This is a genomic window from Rhodococcus rhodochrous (assembly GCF_014854695.1).
Lineage (GTDB): Bacteria > Actinomycetota > Actinomycetes > Mycobacteriales > Mycobacteriaceae > Rhodococcus.
Genome location: NZ_CP027557.1, coordinates 1,911,633 through 1,928,941 on the forward strand (window position 1 = coordinate 1,911,633; position 17,309 = coordinate 1,928,941).

Consider the following 17,309-nt stretch of genomic DNA (forward strand, 5'->3'; position numbering starts at 1 on the left):
TCCAGCAGCACACCGGCGCGCAGCGCTGACACACGAAGCCTCGACGCCGGGGTGTTCAGGAGAGGAACCACACGCGTGACGATCGACGAGACCACACCAGGCGACAACGGACGGAACTCGAAGGCATCACGACGCACCACCGATCGGTCCACGGCAGCCGCTCCGGCCCGTGCTCTGGTCGACAAGCTCCTCGCGGGTGAGCCCTACGCGCTCGCATTCGGTGGCCAGGGTGCCCCCTGGCTCACCTCGCTCGAGGAACTCAGCCGCGACAACGGACTCGAACCGGTCCTCACCGACCTGGTCAACCGCGCCACCGCGCACCTCGCCCCGGTCGCGAGCGACCTCGTCGTGGTCCGCCCGACGGGCTTCGACCCCGTCGCGTGGATCCTCGAGGCCGAACTCGCCGACGAGGACGACGCGCCCGCCGGCCCCTCCGAAGCAGCTCTCACCTCTGCCGCTGTGTCGCTTCCCGGCGTCTTCCTCACCCAGGTCGCCGCGCTGCGCGCGCTCGCGAACCAGGGCCTCGACGTCGACTCCGTCGCGCCGAGCTCGGTCATCGGCCACTCGCAGGGCGTCCTCGCCGTCGAGTCCGTCGCCGCCGCCGGCCGCAAGGATGCCGAGATCCTCGCCATCGCCCAGCTCATCGGTGCCGCCGCGACTCTCGTCGGTCGCCGCCGCGGCCTGATCTCCGGCGCCGGCAAGTACCCGATGCTCGCCGTCGCCAACGTCGACCCCGAGCGCCTGCGCGCGATCGTCGCCGAGGTCTTCGAGGGCCAGGACCCCGAGCGCAGCGCCGTCGTCGCGATCCGCAACGCACGCCGTCGCGTCGTGCTGTCGGGCCCGCCCGCCGCTCTCAAGCGCGTGCAGCAGCGCTGCGAGCAGATCTCCGCCGCAGAGACCCGCGAGCGTGAGGCCAAGAAGCGCGGTGGCGCCGTGTTCTCCCCGACCTTCGAGCCCGTCGCGGCCGAGGTCGGCTTCCATCACCCCGCCTTCGCGGACGCCGTGGAGCAGGTCGCCGACTGGGCCGCCCGTTGCGAGCTCGACGCCGAACTCGCGCGCAGCCTCGCACAAGCCATCCTCGTCGCCCCGATCGACTGGGTCGAGCAGGTCGACTCCGCCGTCGCATCCGGCGCCTCGTGGATCCTCGACCTCGGTCCGGGTGAGCTCCTCACCCGCATGACCAGCTCGGGCCTGCGTGGTCAGGGCGTCGGCATCATCGCCGCCGCGACCCGCGGCGGTCAGCGCAACCTCCTCACCCCGGGCGCCGAGCCCGAGGTTCCGCGTGCCTGGTCGGAGTTCGCTCCGAAGCCGGTCGCGCTGCCCGACGGCCGCATCGCCGTCGAGACGGCCTTCACCCGCCTGACGGGCCGCTCGCCGATCCTGCTCGCGGGCATGACCCCCACGACCGTCGATCCGAAGATCGTCGCCGCCGCCGCGAACGCCGGCCACTGGGCCGAGCTCGCCGGTGGTGGCCAGGTCACCGAGCAGATCTTCGCCGACCACGTCGCCGAGCTCACCGAGCTGCTCGAGCCGGGTCGCGCCGTCCAGTTCAACTCGATGTTCCTGGACCCCTACCTGTGGAAGCTGCACGTCGGCGGCAAGCGTCTCGTGCCCAAGGCCCGCGCGGCCGGTGCGCCCTTCGACGGTGTCGTCGTCACCGCCGGTATCCCGGAGCTCGACGAGGCCGTGCAGATCATCTCCGACCTGCGTGAGGCCGGCATCGAGCACGTCGCCTTCAAGCCGGGCACGGTCGCGCAGATCCGTTCGGTGATCCGTATCGCCAACGAGGTTCCGGACTACCCGGTCATCGCCCACATCGAGGGCGGCCGCGCCGGTGGTCACCACTCGTGGGAGGACCTCGACGACCTGCTCCTCGACACCTACGCCGAGCTGCGCACGCGCCCGAACCTGGTGCTGTGCGTCGGCGGTGGCATCGGCACGCCGGAGAAGGCCGCCGAGTACCTGACCGGTCGCTGGTCGACCGTCTACGGCTTCCCGGCCATGCCGCTCGACGGCATCCTCGTCGGCACCGCCGCGATGGCGACTCTCGAGGCCACCACGGCTCCCGAGGTCAAGCAGCTGCTCGTCGATACCCCCGGCACCCCCGATTGGGTCGCCGCCGGCACCGCGACCGGCGGTATGGCCTCCGGCCGCAGCCAGCTCGGCGCCGACATCCACGAGATCGACAACGCCGCATCGCGCACGGGTCGCCTCCTCGACGAGGTCGCCGGTGACGCCGACGCCGTGGCCGCACGCCGCGACGAGATCATCGAGGCCCTGAACGGAACGGCCAAGCCGTACTTCGGTGACCTCGACACCATGACCTACCTGCAGTGGCTCGAGCGCTACCTCGAGCTGGCCGTCGGCGCGGACAACGGTGCCGAGTTCGACTGCGGCACCGATCTGGCGGACGTCCTCGCCGAGGCGCACACCAGCCCGTGGCTGGACGTGTCGTGGCGTGAGCGTTTCCGCGACATGCTGCAGCGCGCCGAGGCCCGCCTGCACCCCGTCTGCCGGGGCCCGATCCCGACGCTGTTCGACGACGACGCGGTGCTCGAGCGCCCGTACGCCGCGATCAAGTCTCTGCTCGCGCAGTACCCCGACGCGGGCGACGTCGTGCTGCACCCCGCCGACGTGCCGTTCTTCGTGTCGCTGTGCCGCACGCCCGGCAAGCCCGTGAACTTCGTTCCGGTCGTCGACCAGGACGTGCGTCGCTGGTGGCGTTCGGATTCGCTGTGGCAGGCTCACGATCCGCGGTACTCCGCCGACCAGGTCTGCGTCATCCCCGGCACCGTCGCCGTCGCCGGCATCACCCGCGTCGACGAGCCGGTCGGTGAACTCCTCGACCGCTTCGAGAAGGCCACGGCCGACGAGCTCGTCGCCGAGGGAGCGGAGCCCGTCGAGCTTCCCGCGCGTCGCCACCGCGACATCGCGCCGGGTCTGCTCGACGCCGTGCTGTCCTCGCCCGACGTCTCGTGGGCGGGTCGCCAGACCCGCAACCCGATCCACCGTCTCGGTGATCTGGACGAGTGGACCGTCGAGTCGGAGACCGCTGCCTCGCACGCCCCGACGGGTGCGACCCTGACGATCCTCGACGACGAGCACGTCGGCCTGCGGGTTCCGCTGGTGCGCGACAAGGCCGTCGAGATCCGCCTGACCGTGCCCGCCTCGGTCGTCTCCGGTGGCGCGCCCGTCGTCACCGAGGCCGACGCCGATGCGTCGATGTCGGCTCTGCTCGGTGTCGCCGCCGGTCAGGAACTGCCCGAGGTCAAGAAGGGCGCTGCCCGTATCACCCTCGGCTGGCTCCCGGAGAAGATCGCCGACCACGCCGGTGTCACCGGTTCGGGTCTGCCCGCGACCCTGACGCCGAGCGGCAACGGTGTGCCCGATGTGCTCGTCGGTGCCTGCTGGCCGGCCGTCTTCGCCGCGCTCGGCGCCGCCCGCACCGAGACCGATCTCTCGGTCATCGAGGGCATGCTCGACCTGGTTCACCTGGACCACGCGATCGACGTCAAGAACGGTCTGCCCACCGATCCGGCCTTCCTGGGCGTCAAGGCCGAGGTCACCGGTGTCTCCGACACCGACCTGGGTCGCGTCGTCGAGGTCGACGTGGTCATCACCGCCGACAGCGGTGACGGCTCGGGCGACCGGGTGGTCGCCACCCTGGCCGAGCGGTTCGCGATCCGCGGCCGCACCGGCACCGCTGATCTCGCCGATCCGGTCCGCGCTGGTGGCGCTCTCACCGAGGCCGTCGCCGACACCCCGCGTCGTCGCCGCCGCGACGCCGTGATCGTCGCGCCGACCGACATGAGCGCCTTCGCGAAGGTCTCCGGCGACCACAACCCGATCCACACCTCCGACAATGCCGCGCTGCTCGCCGGTCTCGGAAGCCCGATCGTCCACGGCATGTGGCTGTCGGCCGCGGCCCAGCAGGTCGTCACCGCGATCGAGCAGGACGCGAAGCTGCCGGTCCGTCGTCTCACGGCGTGGACCGCCCGCTTCCTGGGCATGGTCCGTCCGGGCGCGAAGATCGACGTGCGCGTCGACCGCATCGCCACCGACGGTGGAGCCGAGGTCGTCGAGGTCGGCTGCCGCGTCGACGGTGATCTGGTGATGGTCGCGACCGGCCGTATCGCCGCGCCGAAGACCGTCTACGCCTTCCCGGGCCAGGGCATCCAGCGTCCCGGCATGGGCCTCGACGCCCGTGCCCGCTCGAAGGCCGCCCGCGAGATCTGGGAGCGCGCCGACAAGCACACCCGCGAGGCGCTCGGCTTCTCGATCCTGGCCGTGGTCCGCGACAACCCGACGGTTCTCAAGGCTCGCGGTGTCACCCACAAGCACCCCGACGGCGTGCTGCACCTGACCCAGTTCACGCAGGTCGCGATGGCGACCCTCGGTGTCGCGCAGATCGCCGAGCTCAAGGAGGCGGGCGCGTTCGTCGACGACGCCTTCCTGGCCGGTCACTCGGTGGGTGAGTACAACGCGCTCGCCGCGGTCGCCGGTGTGCTGCCGCTCGAGGCCGTCCTCGAGGTGGTCTTCCAGCGCGGCTCCGCGATGCACGCCCTCGTGCCGCGCGACGAGCACGGCCGCTCGAACTACCGCATGGCCGCGATCCGGCCGTCGCAGTTCGGTGTGGACGATGCGGACCTGCAGGCCTTCGTCGCCGGTGTCGCCGAGGAGACCGGGGAGTTCCTGGAGATCGTCAACCTCAACCTGCGCGGATCGCAGTACGCGATCGCCGGTACGGTCGCCGGCCTCGAAGCCCTCGAGTCCGTGATCGAGCGTAAGGTCGCCGAGTTCGGTGGCAAGCGCGCGTTCATCCTGGTCCCGGGCATCGACGTGCCGTTCCACTCGACCGTGCTGCGCGGCGGTGTCGACGACTTCCGCGAGCGTCTGCTCGCCCTGCTGCCGCAGGAGATCGACCCGAACATCCTCATCGGCCGGTACATCCCGAACCTCGTGCCCAAGCCGTTCAACCTGGGCCGCGAGTTCATCCAGGAGATCGCCGACCTGGTGCCGTCGCAGCCGCTCGCCGACGTCCTCGCGGACTTCGACAGCTGGTCGGCCAGGCCGGTCGAGCTCACCCGCGTGGTGCTCGCCGAGTTGCTGGCCTGGCAGTTCGCGTCGCCGGTGCGCTGGATCGAGACGCAGGACCTGCTGTTCGCCGACGAGGCCGACGGTGGTCTCGGTGTCGAGCGGTTCGTCGAGGTCGGCCTCGGTGGCGCTCCCACCGTCGCGAACCTCGCGTCGCAGACGCTGAAGCTGCCCGGTCGTTTCGGTCAGCCCGTCGAGGTGCTCAACATCGAGCGCGAGGCGTCGATCGTGTACTCGACCGACACCGATCCCGCTCCGGTCGAGGACGACGAGCCGGCCGCACCGGCCGCCGACGCCGCGCCTGCCGCTGCTGCGGCCCCGGCACCCGCCGCGGCTCCCGCTGCGCCGGCCGGTGGCCCGACCCCGGACGACATCGCGTTCAAGGCCGCCGACGCCACCAAGGTGCTCATCGCCCTGTGGACGAAGCTGCGCCCGGATCAGATCGGTCCCGCCGACACGATCGAGGCGCTGTGCGACGGCGTGTCCTCGCGCCGCAACCAGCTGCTCGTCGACCTCGGTTCCGAGCTTTCGCTCGGTGCGATCGACGGTGCCGCCGACGCCGACATGGGTGCCCTCGCCGGCACGGTCGACCGTCTCGCCCGCACCTACCGCCCCTTCGGCCCGGTGCTGTCGGACTCGATCAACGATCATCTGCGCAAGGTGTTCGGTCCGTCGGGCAAGCGTCCCGCCTACGTCGCCGACCGCGTCACCAAGGTGTGGGGTCTGGGCGAGGGCTGGGCGTCGCACGTCACCGCCGAAGCTGCTCTCGGCAGCCGCGACGGTTCGTCCGTCCGCGGCGGCGACCTGGGCGGCCTGAGCGATGGTGCCCTCGCGGATGCTGCTTCGGTCGACAAGCTGATCGACGCCGCCGTGCAGTCGGTGGCCTCGCGTCGCGGAATCGCCGTGTCGATGCCGTCCGCCGGTGGCGGCGGGGGAGCGACGGTCGACGCCGCTGCCCTCGGCGAGTTCGCCGAGCAGATCACCGGTCGCGACGGGGTTCTCGCCAGTGCCGCCCGTCTCGTGCTCGAGCAGCTCGGCCACACCGAGCAGGTCTCGGGCCTGGCCGACAAGGCCGACGACGAACTCGTCGACCTGGTCTCCGCCGAGCTCGGCTCCGACTGGCCGCGTCTGGTCGCTCCGGCATTCGACGAGCGCAAGGCCGTCCTGATCGACGATCGCTGGGCCACCGCCCGCGAGGACCTGGCGCGCGTCTGGCTCGGGGAGCAGCTCGAGGTCGAGCGCTTCACCGGTGCAGGGCGGACCGTGGCTGCGCACGCCGAGTTCTGGGGCCGCAAGGCCACCGAGGCCGGTCGTACGGAGCTCGCGCAGACCTACGCCGCGATCGCCGAGACCGCCGTCGTCACCGAGGGTGCCGAGTACGCGGACGAGGTCGCCGTGGTCACCGGCGCCAGCAAGGGCGGTATCGGCGCAGCCGTCGCCGCGAAGCTGCTCGCCGGCGGCGCGACGGTCGTCGTCACCACGTCCTCGTTGAACGACAGCCGCCTGGGCTTCTACAAGGAGCTGTACGCACGCAACGCTCGCGCCGGTGCGGCGCTGTGGGTGGTTCCCGCGAACATGGCGTCCTACAGCGACGTCGACGCCCTGATCGAGTGGATCGGCACCGAGACCGTCGAGGTCGCCGGTGGCGCGAAGAAGCTGATCAAGGACGCGCTCACCCCCACGCTGCTCTTCCCGTTCGCCGCGCCGCGCGTGGCGGGTTCGCTCGCCGACGCCGGTGCGCGCGCCGAGATGGAGATGCGGGTGCTGTTGTGGTCGGTCGAGCGACTGATCGCCGGACTGTCGAAGATCGGGTACGACCGCGACGTCGACACCCACCTGCACGTGGTGCTGCCCGGTTCGCCGAACCGAGGCAAGTTCGGTGGCGACGGTGCCTACGGTGAGGCCAAGGCCGCACTCGACGCGATCATCAACCGGTGGAGCGCCGAGCGCACCTGGGCCGAGCGCGTCACCCTCGCCCACGCCCTCATCGGCTGGGTGCGCGGCACGGGCCTGATGGGCGGCAACGACCCGCTGGTCGAGGCTGTCGAGGCCGCCGGTGTCCGTACCTGGTCGACCGACGAGATGGCCGGCGAGCTGCTGAAGCTGGTCGGACCGGAGGCCACGCGTCTCGCCGCCGAGGCTCCGCTCGTCGCGGACCTGACCGGTGGACTGTCCGAGGTGGACGTCGACCTGCCGGCGCTCGCGAAGCAGGCGCAGGAGGCGGCCGACGCCGTCGAGGAGGACGAGGACGACACCGCGACCATCGCGGCGTTGCCCGAACCTCCGCGTGCCGAGGAGCTGCCGACCCCCGAGTGGGGCACGGTCACCGCCGACCTCGCCGACACGGTCGTCATCGTCGGTGCCGGTGAGCTCGGCCCCTACGGCTCCGCTCGCACCCGCTTCGAGATGGAGGTCGACGAGGAACTGTCGGCCGCCGGTGTGCTCGAGCTGGCGTGGGTCACGGGCCTGATCGGCTGGGAGAACGATCCCAAGCCGGGCTTCTACGACACCGAGACCGGTGAGCTGGTGCCCGAGGCGGAGATCGCCGACCGTTACCACGACGCGGTGGTCGAGCGCTGCGGCATCCGCCGCTACGGCGACGACGGTGCGATGATCGACAACACGGCTCCGCTGCTGACCTCGGTCTTCCTCGACAAGGACCTGTCCTTCGTCGTCGGTTCCGAGGCCGAAGCCCGCGCGTTCGTCGACTCCGATCCGGAGAACACGGTTGCGTCGGTCGACGCCGAGTCGGGCGACTGGACGGTCACCCGCAAGGCCGGCACCGAGATCCGCGTGCCGCGCAAGGCGAAGCTGACCCGCACGGTCGGCGGCCAGATCCCGACCGGCTTCGACGTCACCAAGTGGGGCATCCCCGCCGACATGGCGGACTCGGTGGACCGGGTGGGTCTGTGGAACATCGTCACCACGGTCGACGCCTTCCTCACCGGTGGCTTCACCCCGTCCGAGCTGCTCCGCTGGGTGCACCCGTCGATGGTCGCCAACACGCAGGGCACCGGCATGGGTGGCATGTCCTCGATGCGGTCGCTGTACATCGACACGCTGCTCGGCGAGTCGCGGGCGAACGACATCCTGCAGGAGGCCCTGCCGAACGTCATCGCCGCGCACGTCGTCCAGTCGTACGTCGGTGGCTACGGCGCGATGGTGCACCCGGTCGCGGCGTGCGCCACGGCTGCGGTCTCCGTCGAGGAGGGCGTGGACAAGATCAAGCTCGGCAAGGCCGACCTGGTCGTCGCCGGTGGCTTCGACGATCTCGGTATCGAGGGCATCGTCGGCTTCGGTGATATGTCCGCGACCGCCAAGTCGGAGGACATGCAGGCCAAGGGCATCAGCGATCGTCGCTTCTCCCGCGCCAACGACCGTCGTCGCGGTGGATTCGTCGAGTCGGCCGGTGGCGGCACCGTCCTGCTCGCCCGCGGCGATGTCGCGCTCGAGATGGGCCTGCCGGTGCTCGGTGTGGTCGCCTGGGCCGGATCGTTCGCCGACGGTGTGCACACCTCGATCCCGGCGCCCGGCATCGGTGCGCTCGGTGCGGGTCGCGGTGGACGCGAGTCGGGTCTGGCGAAGGAACTGCGCAAGCTCGGTCTCACGGCCGACGACATCGCGGTGATCTCCAAGCACGACACCTCGACCGCCGCGAACGACCCGAACGAGGCCGAGCTGCACGAGCGTCTGGCGGGTGCGCTGGGCCGCAGCGAGGGCAACCCGATGTTCGTGGTCTCGCAGAAGTCGCTGACCGGTCACGCCAAGGGCGGCGCCGCCGCCTTCCAGCTGATCGGCCTGTGCCAGGTCCTCGCGCAGGGTGTGGTTCCGCCGAACCGCAGCCTCGACTGTGTCGACGAGAAGATGGCGGAGTTCGAGCACCTCGTGTGGCCGCGCACGCCGATCCGGTTCGGCGAGCAGCTCCCGCTCAAGGCGGGTCTGCTCACGAGCCTCGGCTTCGGGCACGTGTCGGGTCTGATCGCGGTGGTCCATCCGCAGGCGTTCGTCGAGGCGATCCCGGCCGAGCGCCGGGAGGCCTACCTGGCGAAGGCTGCCGAGCGCACCGTCGCCGGCAAGCGTCGCCTGGTGGACGCGATGACCGGTGGAGCGTCGCTCTACCAGCGGCCTGCGGATCGTCGTCTCGGTGACGATCACGTGCCGGCTTCGGCCACGCGTCAGCTAGAGGCGGACATGCTGCTCTCGCCGGAGGCCCGCCTCGGTGAGGACGACGTGTACCGCTCCGGTCTGCCCGGCTGCAAGTAGGCACGGGTCTCGGGATGGGAGTTGCGGGTGTCGGGTTCGACCTCGTGTCGGTGCCGGAGTTCGCGGAACAGCTGAGTCGGACGGGAACGACGATGCTGGCGAACTTCACACCGGGTGAGCGTCGCGACGCGAACACCCGCAGCTCCGATCCCGCCCGTCACTTCGCCGCCCGGTGGGCGGCGAAGGAGGCGGTGATCAAGGCGTGGTCGGCGTCGCTGTTCGGCAGCCCACCGGTGCTACCGGAGACGATCCATCAGCAGATCGAAGTGGTCTCGGACGCGTGGGGTCGCCCGAGCATCCGGCTGCACCGGCAGGTCGCCGAGAAGCTGACCGGCGTCCGGATCCATGTGTCGTTGACCCACGACGGTGACATGGCCGGCGCGTTCGTCGTCCTCGACGAGGTCGACGGCCGACGTACGTAGATGTGGGGAATCAGGCCGAGGGAGCGCGAGCTTCCTCGGCCTGATCCGTTTCGGTGTCCCGCCGGTCGGCCTGTTCGCGTACGGATCCCTCGCGTTCCTCACGGCGTTGGCGTCGCTTGGCCTGAGCGCGTGAGTCCTGTTCGGCGATCTGCAGATAGGCGACCATGATGCGCTTGAGTTCGACGACGGCGTCGGCATGGGTCTGGTCATCCTGCACCGAGAAGTTGAGCATCGAGTACACGATGTGGACGAGCACCTCGGCCATGAGCTTGCGGCGCGGTCGCGGGGTGTCCGGGGTGAGCGGTGCCAGCATCCGCGCGACCTGCTCGGCGAACTCGCGTTCGTGGATGGCGCCGGTGGCCCGGGTGGACGGGGTGGACTGCATCGCGAGCCACACCTCGCGGCGGGACGGATCGGTGGTCCACAGTCCGGCGAGGTGGTCGACGAAGCTGTTGAGGAAGCGCAACCAGTCGACGGACGGGATCTTGCCATTGAACTGGGCGAGCTCGCTCTGGACGCCGACGAGGTCCTGCCGGTTGAGCTCGCACACGATCACGTACTTGTTGGCGAAGAACTGGTAGAGGGTGCCGATGGGGACGTCTGCGCGGGATGCGACCTCCTCACAGGTGAACGACTCGAAGCCGACTTCGGTGAGCAGTTCACGCGAGGCGGCCAACAGGGCGTCGAACTTGCGGCGGCTCCGCTCCTGGGTGGGCCGCCGACGCGGCACGAGCTCCTGGGGCTCGGCCTGAACCTCGAGCGCCGGATCGATCCGGCGCGGGGCGCGGCGGCCGTTCGTTGCTGACTCCACGCGCCCAGGCTAGCCGGACGTCCGTGCTTTCCCGAATACTTGATGTGAGTCAGAGTGTCACAAACCGGGCAGCCACAGGTCACCGCGCGGTTCGATGCCGGAACAGTGCGGTGGCGGCGACCAGGCCGATCGCGGTGAACGCCGCGCACCACCCGACCGCGACGATCGCGGACGACCCGATCCCGGTGCCGGTGAGCAGCCCCCGGACGGTCTCGATCACCGGGGTGACCGGCTGATGCTCGGCGAAACCGCGCAGCCATCCGGGCATCGTCTCGGGCGGGACGAACGCGCTGCTCACGTAGGGGAGGAAGAGCAGGAAGAAGGTGAACCCGCTCGCGGCCTCCTCGTTGCCTGCGAGCATCCCCAGTGCGGCCGAGACGGCGGAGATCGCGAGGACGAACAACGCGATGACGCCCACGGCGGCCACCCATTCGACGAGACCGGCGTCGGGCCGGAATCCCATGAGCGCGGCCACCACGAACACCACGACGGTACTGGCGAGATTGCGGACCAGGCTCGCGACGACGTGCCCGGTGAGCACGGCCGAACGGGCGATGGGCATGGACCTGAACCGGTCGACGATGCCGCGGTGCATGTCGGAGGCGACCGCGACGGCCGTCTGCGCTGCCCCGAAGGACGCCGACAGCAGCACGATGCCGGGCACGACGTAGTTCAGATAGTCGGTGCCGGTGTCGATCGCGCCGCCGAAGACGTAGACGAACAGCACGAGCAGCAGGACCGGCAGCGCGAGTCCCATGAGCAGCGCGTCGGGGCTGCGGAGCATCCGTCGCAGGTTCCTGCCGGTCACGGCGGCGTGGTCGCGCGCGGCGAAGCGGAGCGGGGTGGGGTGTGCGAGGAGTGTCACCGGACGACCTTCGTTTCGTCGCTGGAGCCGGTGAGGGTGAGGAAGACGTCGTCGAGGGTGGGGGAGTGCAGCCCGAACTTCTCGACGGGCACCGCTTCGGCGGCGAGGCGCTCGAGCAGGGCGGCGACGTGGGGCAGGTCGCCGCCGGTGTGGACCTGCAGTGTCAGTGCGGCCCGGTCGATCTCGCCGTCGAGCACCGACGCCGCGTGGGCGAGGTCGACGTCGGTGGCGAAACGCAGCTCGAGATATCCCCCGCGCACCAGCGACTTGAGTTCGTCGGGTGTGCCCTCGGCGACGATCCGGCCGCCGTCGAGGACGGCGATGCGGTCGGCGAGCCGGTCGGCCTCCTCGAGGTACTGGGTTGTCAGGAAGATCGTGACGCCGTCGTCGGCGAGTTCGCGGATCGCCTCCCACATCACCAGGCGGCTGCGCGGGTCGAGGCCGGTCGTGGGTTCGTCGAGGAACAGTACCTGCGGGGATGCGACGAGGCTCATGGCGATGTCGAGGCGTCGCATCGTGCCACCCGAGTACGTGCCGGCGCGACGGTCGGCGACGTGCCCGAGATCGAAGCGTTCGATCAGGTCGCGGACGCGGCCGGGAATCGCGGCCGACGGCAGGTGCGCGAGGCGCGCAGCGAGACGGAGGTTCTCCGTGCCGGTGAGGAGGTCGTCGATCGCGGCGTACTGGCCGGTGAGCGCGATGTTCTCGCGCGCGGCGTGGGCGCGGGCAGGAAGGGGCAGGCCGACCACCGTGACGGTGCCTGCGTCGGGGCGCAGCAGGGTGGTCAGGACGCGGACGGTGGTGGACTTGCCGGCGCCGTTCGCGCCGAGTAGTGCGAAGACGGATCCGGGCTCGACCCGGAGGTCGACACCGTCGAGAACGGTGGTCGGGCCGAACGACTTGCGTAGGCCCCGGACGTCGATGGCAGGAACGGGACGAGTCATGACATCTCCCTAACTGTGTATGCCATATACCAATGTGTATAGCGTACACAGTTTTAGGATGGCGGCAAGACCCGAATTCTGGAGGAGCATGAGCAGTCCCGAGCCCGGCGATCCGCTGCCGCAGAGTGTGCAGCTGGCATGGGGTTTGAGCGACAGTGGCACCCGCGGTCCGCGACGGGGGCTCACCCTCGAGCAGGTCCTCGACGCGGCGATCGAGGTGGCGGGCGCCGAAGGGCTCGACGCGCTCTCGATGAGCCGGGTCGCCAAGCATCTGGGTTTCACCACCATGTCGCTGTACCGCTACGTGAGCAACAAGGACCAGCTCGTCGAACTCGCGTGGGACCGCGCGATCGGACCGCCTCCCGAACTACCGGCCGTAGGCGAGTGGCGGGAACGGCTCGACGCGTGGGCGATGGCCGAGTACCGGAGTCTGCGCGCGCACAAGTGGTTGACGCAGTACCCGATCCGCACGGCGCCGTACTATCCCAACAACCTGCTCTGGCTCGACGCCGGACTCGACGCGCTGTCCGCCACGCCGCTCGACGAACCTGCGAAAGTGCAAGTGGTGACCATGATCTCGCTCTACGCCATCGGTCGCGCACGCTTCTCGTGGGAGCTCGGAAGCGATGCCGCGGACGACCCGACCGACGCCCCGGCGATGCTGCGGCGCATCCTCGACCCGGGGAAGTACCCCTCGGTGCTGGCGGCGGTCGAGGGCGGTGCGTTCGACCCCGACGAGAGTGACGCCGACGACGAGGCAGTATGGCACGAACAGGACTTCCGTTTCGGTCTCGAACGACTGCTGGACGGAATCGACGTACTCATCCGACGTGCGGAGGACGGATCATGACAGCGACAGACACCGACGCGACACAGCGCATCCGGGAACGGATCCGGGAGGCGATGCCCGCCGCGCGCGACGACCTCGCGCAGCTCGTCGCGTTCCGCTCCGTCGCGGATCCGCGCCAGTTCCCGGTGGAGGAATGCGTCGGTGCGGCGAACTGGGTGCGGGATGCCTTCGCCGAGGCGGGAATCGAGAACGTCGAGACGGTCGAGACCGCCGACGGCTCGCTCGCGGTGCTGGGCCACACACCCGCGCCCGAGGGCGCCCCGACGGTTCTGCTCTACAGCCACTACGACGTTCAGCCGCCCGGCGACGAATCGCTCTGGCACAGCGAACCGTTCACGCTCACCGAGCGGGACGGCCGCTGGTACGGCCGCGGCGCCGCGGATTGCAAGGGCAACGTCGTCATGCACCTGCTCGCGCTGCGGGCCCTGCGCGCGGACGGCCCGCTGCCCGTCGGTGTCCGCATCGTCATCGAGGGCTCGGAGGAGATGGGCGGCGCCGGCCTCGACCACCTCGTCGCCGAACGACCTGAACTGTTCGACGCCGATCTCATCGTCATCGGCGACAGCGGCAACGCCGAGGTCGGCCGTCCCACCCTCACCACGACGCTGCGCGGCATCGCGAACGTCGACGTCCACATCGAGACGCTGAGGGGCGAAATCCACTCCGGGATGTACGGGGGAGCGGCACCCGACGCGCTCGCCGCGCTGATCCATCTGCTCGGCACCTTGCGCGACGAGCACGGCAACACCGTCGTCGACGGACTGGACTGCACCGCGACCTGGGACGGCGTGCCCTATCCCGAAGACCGTTTCCGCACCGACGCGGGCGTGCTCGACGGTGTCTCGCTGCCCACCTCCGGCACCGTCGCCGACGCGGTGTGGGCGCGACCGGCACTGACCGTCCTCGGGATCGACGCCCCGCCCGTGGTCGGATCGGCCGCGGCGGTCGTGCCGCGTGCGTCCGCGCGCCTGAACCTGCGCGTGCCGCCCGGCATCGACGCCCGTACCGCCCAGGACGCGCTCGTCGCCCATCTCGAGGCCCACGTGCCGTGGGGAGCGCATCTGCGCATCGACCGCGACGTCCTCGGCGAACCCTTCCGGGTGGCCACGGACGGTCCCGGTTACGCCGCGCTGCGCACCGCGCTCGAGACCGCCTACGGCCGGGAGGTCGGGACCGCCGGGCAGGGCGGCTCGATCCCGCTGTGCACCGCGCTGCAACGCGCCGTGCCGCGGGCCGAGATCGCCCTGATCGGCGTCGAGGAACCGCGCTGCGTCATCCACGCGCCGAACGAGAGCGTCGATCCCACCGAGATCGAGAATCTCGCCGTGGCCGAGGCGTTGCTGCTGACCTCGCTGGCGCCGCGGTAACGCCGCCGGCCGGGCTGCCGGGCGTCAGACGGACAGGTCGCGGCGCAGCTTCGCCACGTGCCCGGTCGCGCGGACGTTGTACTGCGCGACCTCGATCTTCCCGTCCTCGTCGACGAGGAAGGTCGAGCGGATGACGCCGGTGACGGTCTTGCCGTACATCTTCTTCTCGCCGAAGGCGCCCCACGCCTGGAGGGTGGTCTTCTCGGGATCCGACAGCAGCGGGAACGTCAGCTCTTCGGCGTCGCGGAACTTCGCGAGCTTGGCCGGCTTGTCGGGCGAGACGCCGATCACCTCGAGGCCCGCTTCGTTCAGTTCGGCGAGACTGTCGCGGAAGTCGCACGCCTGCTTCGTGCATCCCGGGGTGCTCGCGGCGGGGTAGAAGTACACGATGACCTTGCGTCCGCGATAGTCCGACAGCGACACCTCGTTGCCGTCGGCATCGGGAAGAGTGAAATCGGGTGCGGGATCACCGGGGGCGAGTCTGCTGTTCTCGGTCATGAAGGCGACAGTAGTGGACCGTGCAGCCATTCCCGGTGCGCGTCCATTACCGTGGTCGCAGCACACTGCAGCGACCTTCTGGAGGACACGTGGCTAGGGACACCGAGGACATCGAGCGGGAGATCGAGAAAGCCCGCAATCAGCTCGCGAGCACACTCGACGAACTGAGCGTCCGCGCCAACCCGAAGAATCTGGTGGCGAGCACGAAGCAGACCCTCATCGCGAAGGTGAACCAGCCGCAGGTGAAGAAGTACGCAGCGATCGCGGCCGGCACGGTGGTCGGATTGCTGGTGCTGCGCAGGATCCTGCGCTGACCCATCCGCTCCACCGCGTGACAGGAGGGCACCCACGTCGACTCGGCGTGGGTGTTCCTCGTTCCGGGGACGGAGCCGCCGCGAGAGCGTCGTCGGCCGTGAACGACGAAGGCCGGACACCGTTTCCGGTGTCCGGCCTTCGTGTTGTGCGCCATCAGGGACTCGAACCCCGAACCCGCTGATTAAGAGTCAGCTGCTCTGCCAATTGAGCTAATGGCGCGTGGCGATGTGTCTCCCGGTCGCCGTCCGGGCGACGTGGAGGACGGTGTCACCGCCAGAACGAAGGCCGGACACTGGGTGTCCGGCCTTCGTGTTGTGCGCCATCAGGGACTCGAACCCCGAACCCGCTGATTAAGAGTCAGCTGCTCTGCCAATTGAGCTAATGGCGCTTGACGATCTGTTCCCGGGATGCCGTCCCAGCAACGAAGAGAACATTACACACCGTCGCGCGACGCGCCAAATCGCCTGGTCAGGATGTTTTCTGTAAGGTCGTCGATGTAACGGATCGGACGGTCGGAGCGATTGTCATTCGAACGTTACCGACGTACGGGGGAGTCGCGTCGGGTCGGCCGCAAGAGGGGCTGGCATCATCGTGTCCGGTGTTGTGACGTGCGTTTTCGGTGCCTTGGGGGAGGCGGGATCGGAGTATGGAAGTGGCGGAATCGAGTGCGGGGAACCCCCGGGGTCGTCGGGTACGGGGAATCCTCGGAGTGGTCGTCGTCGGCGTTGTTGCGTTCGTCACGGGATGCGCCGGCGGTTCGGGAACGGGCGCCGAGGAGGTGCCCATCGATTCCAATCCCGTGGCCGCGCTGATCAAGCCGACGGTGTCGTCGAGTGTCGCCGACGGCTCGGTCGGCTTCTCGCCGATCGATCCGGTGACGGTCTCGGTGGTCAACGGCAAGCTCGACTCGGTGACCCTGCTCAATCCCGCAGGCGAGCCGGTGCAGGGCGAACTCGCCGCGGACGGACTCACCTGGGTGAACACCGAACCGCTCGGCTACAACCGCTCCTACACGCTCGAGACCGTCGCGTACGGGCTCGGTGGCGCGACCACCTCGACGGCGTCGTTCACCACGTCGTCCCCGGCCAACCTCACCCAGCCCTACGTGCTGCCCGGTGAGGGTTCGATCGTGGGCATCGGTCAGCCGATCGCCGTGCAGTTCGACGAGAACATCCCGGATCGGCTCGCGGCCGAGGCGGCCATCACCGTCACCACGAACCCGCCCGTCGAAGGCGCCTTCTACTGGGTCAACAACCGCGAGGTGCGGTGGCGCCCGGAGAACTACTGGGTGCCCGGCACCGCCATCACCGTCGACGTGAACGTCTACGGCAAGGATCTCGGCGACGGCCTCTTCGGTCAGTCCGACGTCCACTCGTCCTTCACCATCGGCGACGCGGTGGTCATCACAGCGGACGATGCGACCAAGCAGGTCACCGTCACCCGCAACGGCGTCGACGTCATCACGATGCCGACCTCCTTCGGCAAGGACTCCACGCCCACGCCCAACGGCGTCTACATCATCGGCGACCGGTTCGAGTCCATGATCATGGACTCGTCCACCTACGGCGTGCCTTCCGACTCGGCGCAGGGTTACCGCACGCCGGTCGAGTGGGCGACGCGGATGTCCTACAGCGGCATCTTCTTCCACTCCGCGCCGTGGTCGCTCGGCGACCAGGGTGTGCGCAACGTCAGCCACGGCTGCCTGAACCTCAGCCCCGCCAACGCCAAGTGGATCTTCGACAACACCAAGCGCGGCGACATCGTCGTGGTACGCAACACCGTGGGCGGTACTCTCCCCGGAACGGACGGACTCGGTGACTGGAACATCCCGTGGTCGACGTGGAAGGCCGGCAACGCTGCGGCGTGACGGGTGAAGGGGG

General features: G+C 69.8%; 10 protein-coding genes and 2 tRNA genes. 6 read left to right on the top strand and 6 right to left on the bottom strand.

What is annotated here, in order from left to right; genetic code table 11:
• Positions 1-75: 75 nt before the first annotated feature.
• Positions 76-9,357 (top strand): type I polyketide synthase, encoded by a 9,282-nt coding sequence (locus C6Y44_RS08895; RefSeq protein ID WP_192378746.1) that lies wholly within the window; start codon positions 76-78, stop codon positions 9,355-9,357.
• Between the two features lie 14 nt (positions 9,358-9,371).
• Entirely contained in the window at positions 9,372-9,779 is a 408-nt protein-coding gene (acpS, locus tag C6Y44_RS08900) for a holo-ACP synthase AcpS (protein WP_019288997.1), read from the top strand.
• Positions 9,780-9,789: 10 nt separating this feature from the next.
• Here the strand turns inward: acpS and C6Y44_RS08905 are convergent, their stop codons facing one another.
• The 3 genes from C6Y44_RS08905 to C6Y44_RS08915 all read right to left on the bottom strand — a co-directional run bounded on the left by C6Y44_RS08905 (position 9,790) and on the right by C6Y44_RS08915 (position 12,399).
• Positions 9,790-10,590: a TetR family transcriptional regulator gene (locus tag C6Y44_RS08905; protein WP_120282144.1), complete on the bottom strand. Its 801-nt coding sequence runs from the start codon at positions 10,588-10,590 to the stop codon at positions 9,790-9,792.
• A 79-nt stretch (positions 10,591-10,669) separates the two neighbouring features.
• Complete coding sequence (locus C6Y44_RS08910; RefSeq protein ID WP_225623762.1) at positions 10,670-11,455, bottom strand: ABC transporter permease; 786 nt, start codon at positions 11,453-11,455, stop codon at positions 10,670-10,672.
• Complete coding sequence (locus tag C6Y44_RS08915; protein WP_159418676.1) at positions 11,452-12,399, bottom strand: ATP-binding cassette domain-containing protein; 948 nt, start codon at positions 12,397-12,399, stop codon at positions 11,452-11,454. The genes C6Y44_RS08910 and C6Y44_RS08915 overlap by 4 nt, the downstream gene beginning before the upstream one ends.
• An 88-nt stretch (positions 12,400-12,487) precedes the next feature.
• On the opposite strand from C6Y44_RS08915, the gene C6Y44_RS08920 reads away from it, so the two are divergent.
• Both C6Y44_RS08920 and C6Y44_RS08925 read left to right on the top strand, forming a co-directional pair.
• Positions 12,488-13,249, top strand: coding sequence for a TetR/AcrR family transcriptional regulator (locus C6Y44_RS08920; protein WP_120282146.1), 762 nt, complete (start codon positions 12,488-12,490; stop codon positions 13,247-13,249).
• Entirely contained in the window at positions 13,246-14,616 is a 1,371-nt protein-coding gene (locus tag C6Y44_RS08925; protein WP_159418675.1) for a dipeptidase, read from the top strand. Before C6Y44_RS08920 ends, C6Y44_RS08925 begins: the two co-directional genes overlap by 4 nt.
• 24 nt (positions 14,617-14,640) lie before the next feature.
• Here C6Y44_RS08925 and bcp read toward each other — a convergent pair whose 3' ends face one another.
• Positions 14,641-15,114 carry a thioredoxin-dependent thiol peroxidase gene (gene bcp / locus C6Y44_RS08930; RefSeq protein ID WP_159418674.1) on the bottom strand — a complete coding sequence of 158 codons (474 nt, stop codon included), beginning with the start codon at positions 15,112-15,114 and terminating at the stop codon, positions 14,641-14,643.
• 89 nt (positions 15,115-15,203) lie between these two features.
• On the opposite strand from bcp, the gene C6Y44_RS08935 reads away from it, so the two are divergent.
• Complete coding sequence (locus C6Y44_RS08935) at positions 15,204-15,428, top strand: DUF3618 domain-containing protein (protein WP_060651180.1); 225 nt, start codon at positions 15,204-15,206, stop codon at positions 15,426-15,428.
• A 147-nt stretch (positions 15,429-15,575) separates the two neighbouring features.
• Here the strand turns inward: C6Y44_RS08935 and C6Y44_RS08940 are convergent.
• Both C6Y44_RS08940 and C6Y44_RS08945 read right to left on the bottom strand, forming a co-directional pair.
• Positions 15,576-15,648: transfer RNA gene (locus tag C6Y44_RS08940), tRNA-Lys, on the bottom strand.
• 96 nt (positions 15,649-15,744) lie between these two features.
• Positions 15,745-15,817 (bottom strand) — tRNA-Lys (locus C6Y44_RS08945).
• A gap of 264 nt (positions 15,818-16,081) precedes the next feature.
• Between C6Y44_RS08945 and C6Y44_RS08950 the strand changes: the two genes are divergently transcribed.
• Positions 16,082-17,296 carry a L,D-transpeptidase gene (locus C6Y44_RS08950; protein WP_419150185.1) on the top strand — a complete coding sequence of 405 codons (1,215 nt, stop codon included), beginning with the start codon at positions 16,082-16,084 and terminating at the stop codon, positions 17,294-17,296.
• The last annotated feature ends 13 nt before the right edge of the window (positions 17,297-17,309 follow it).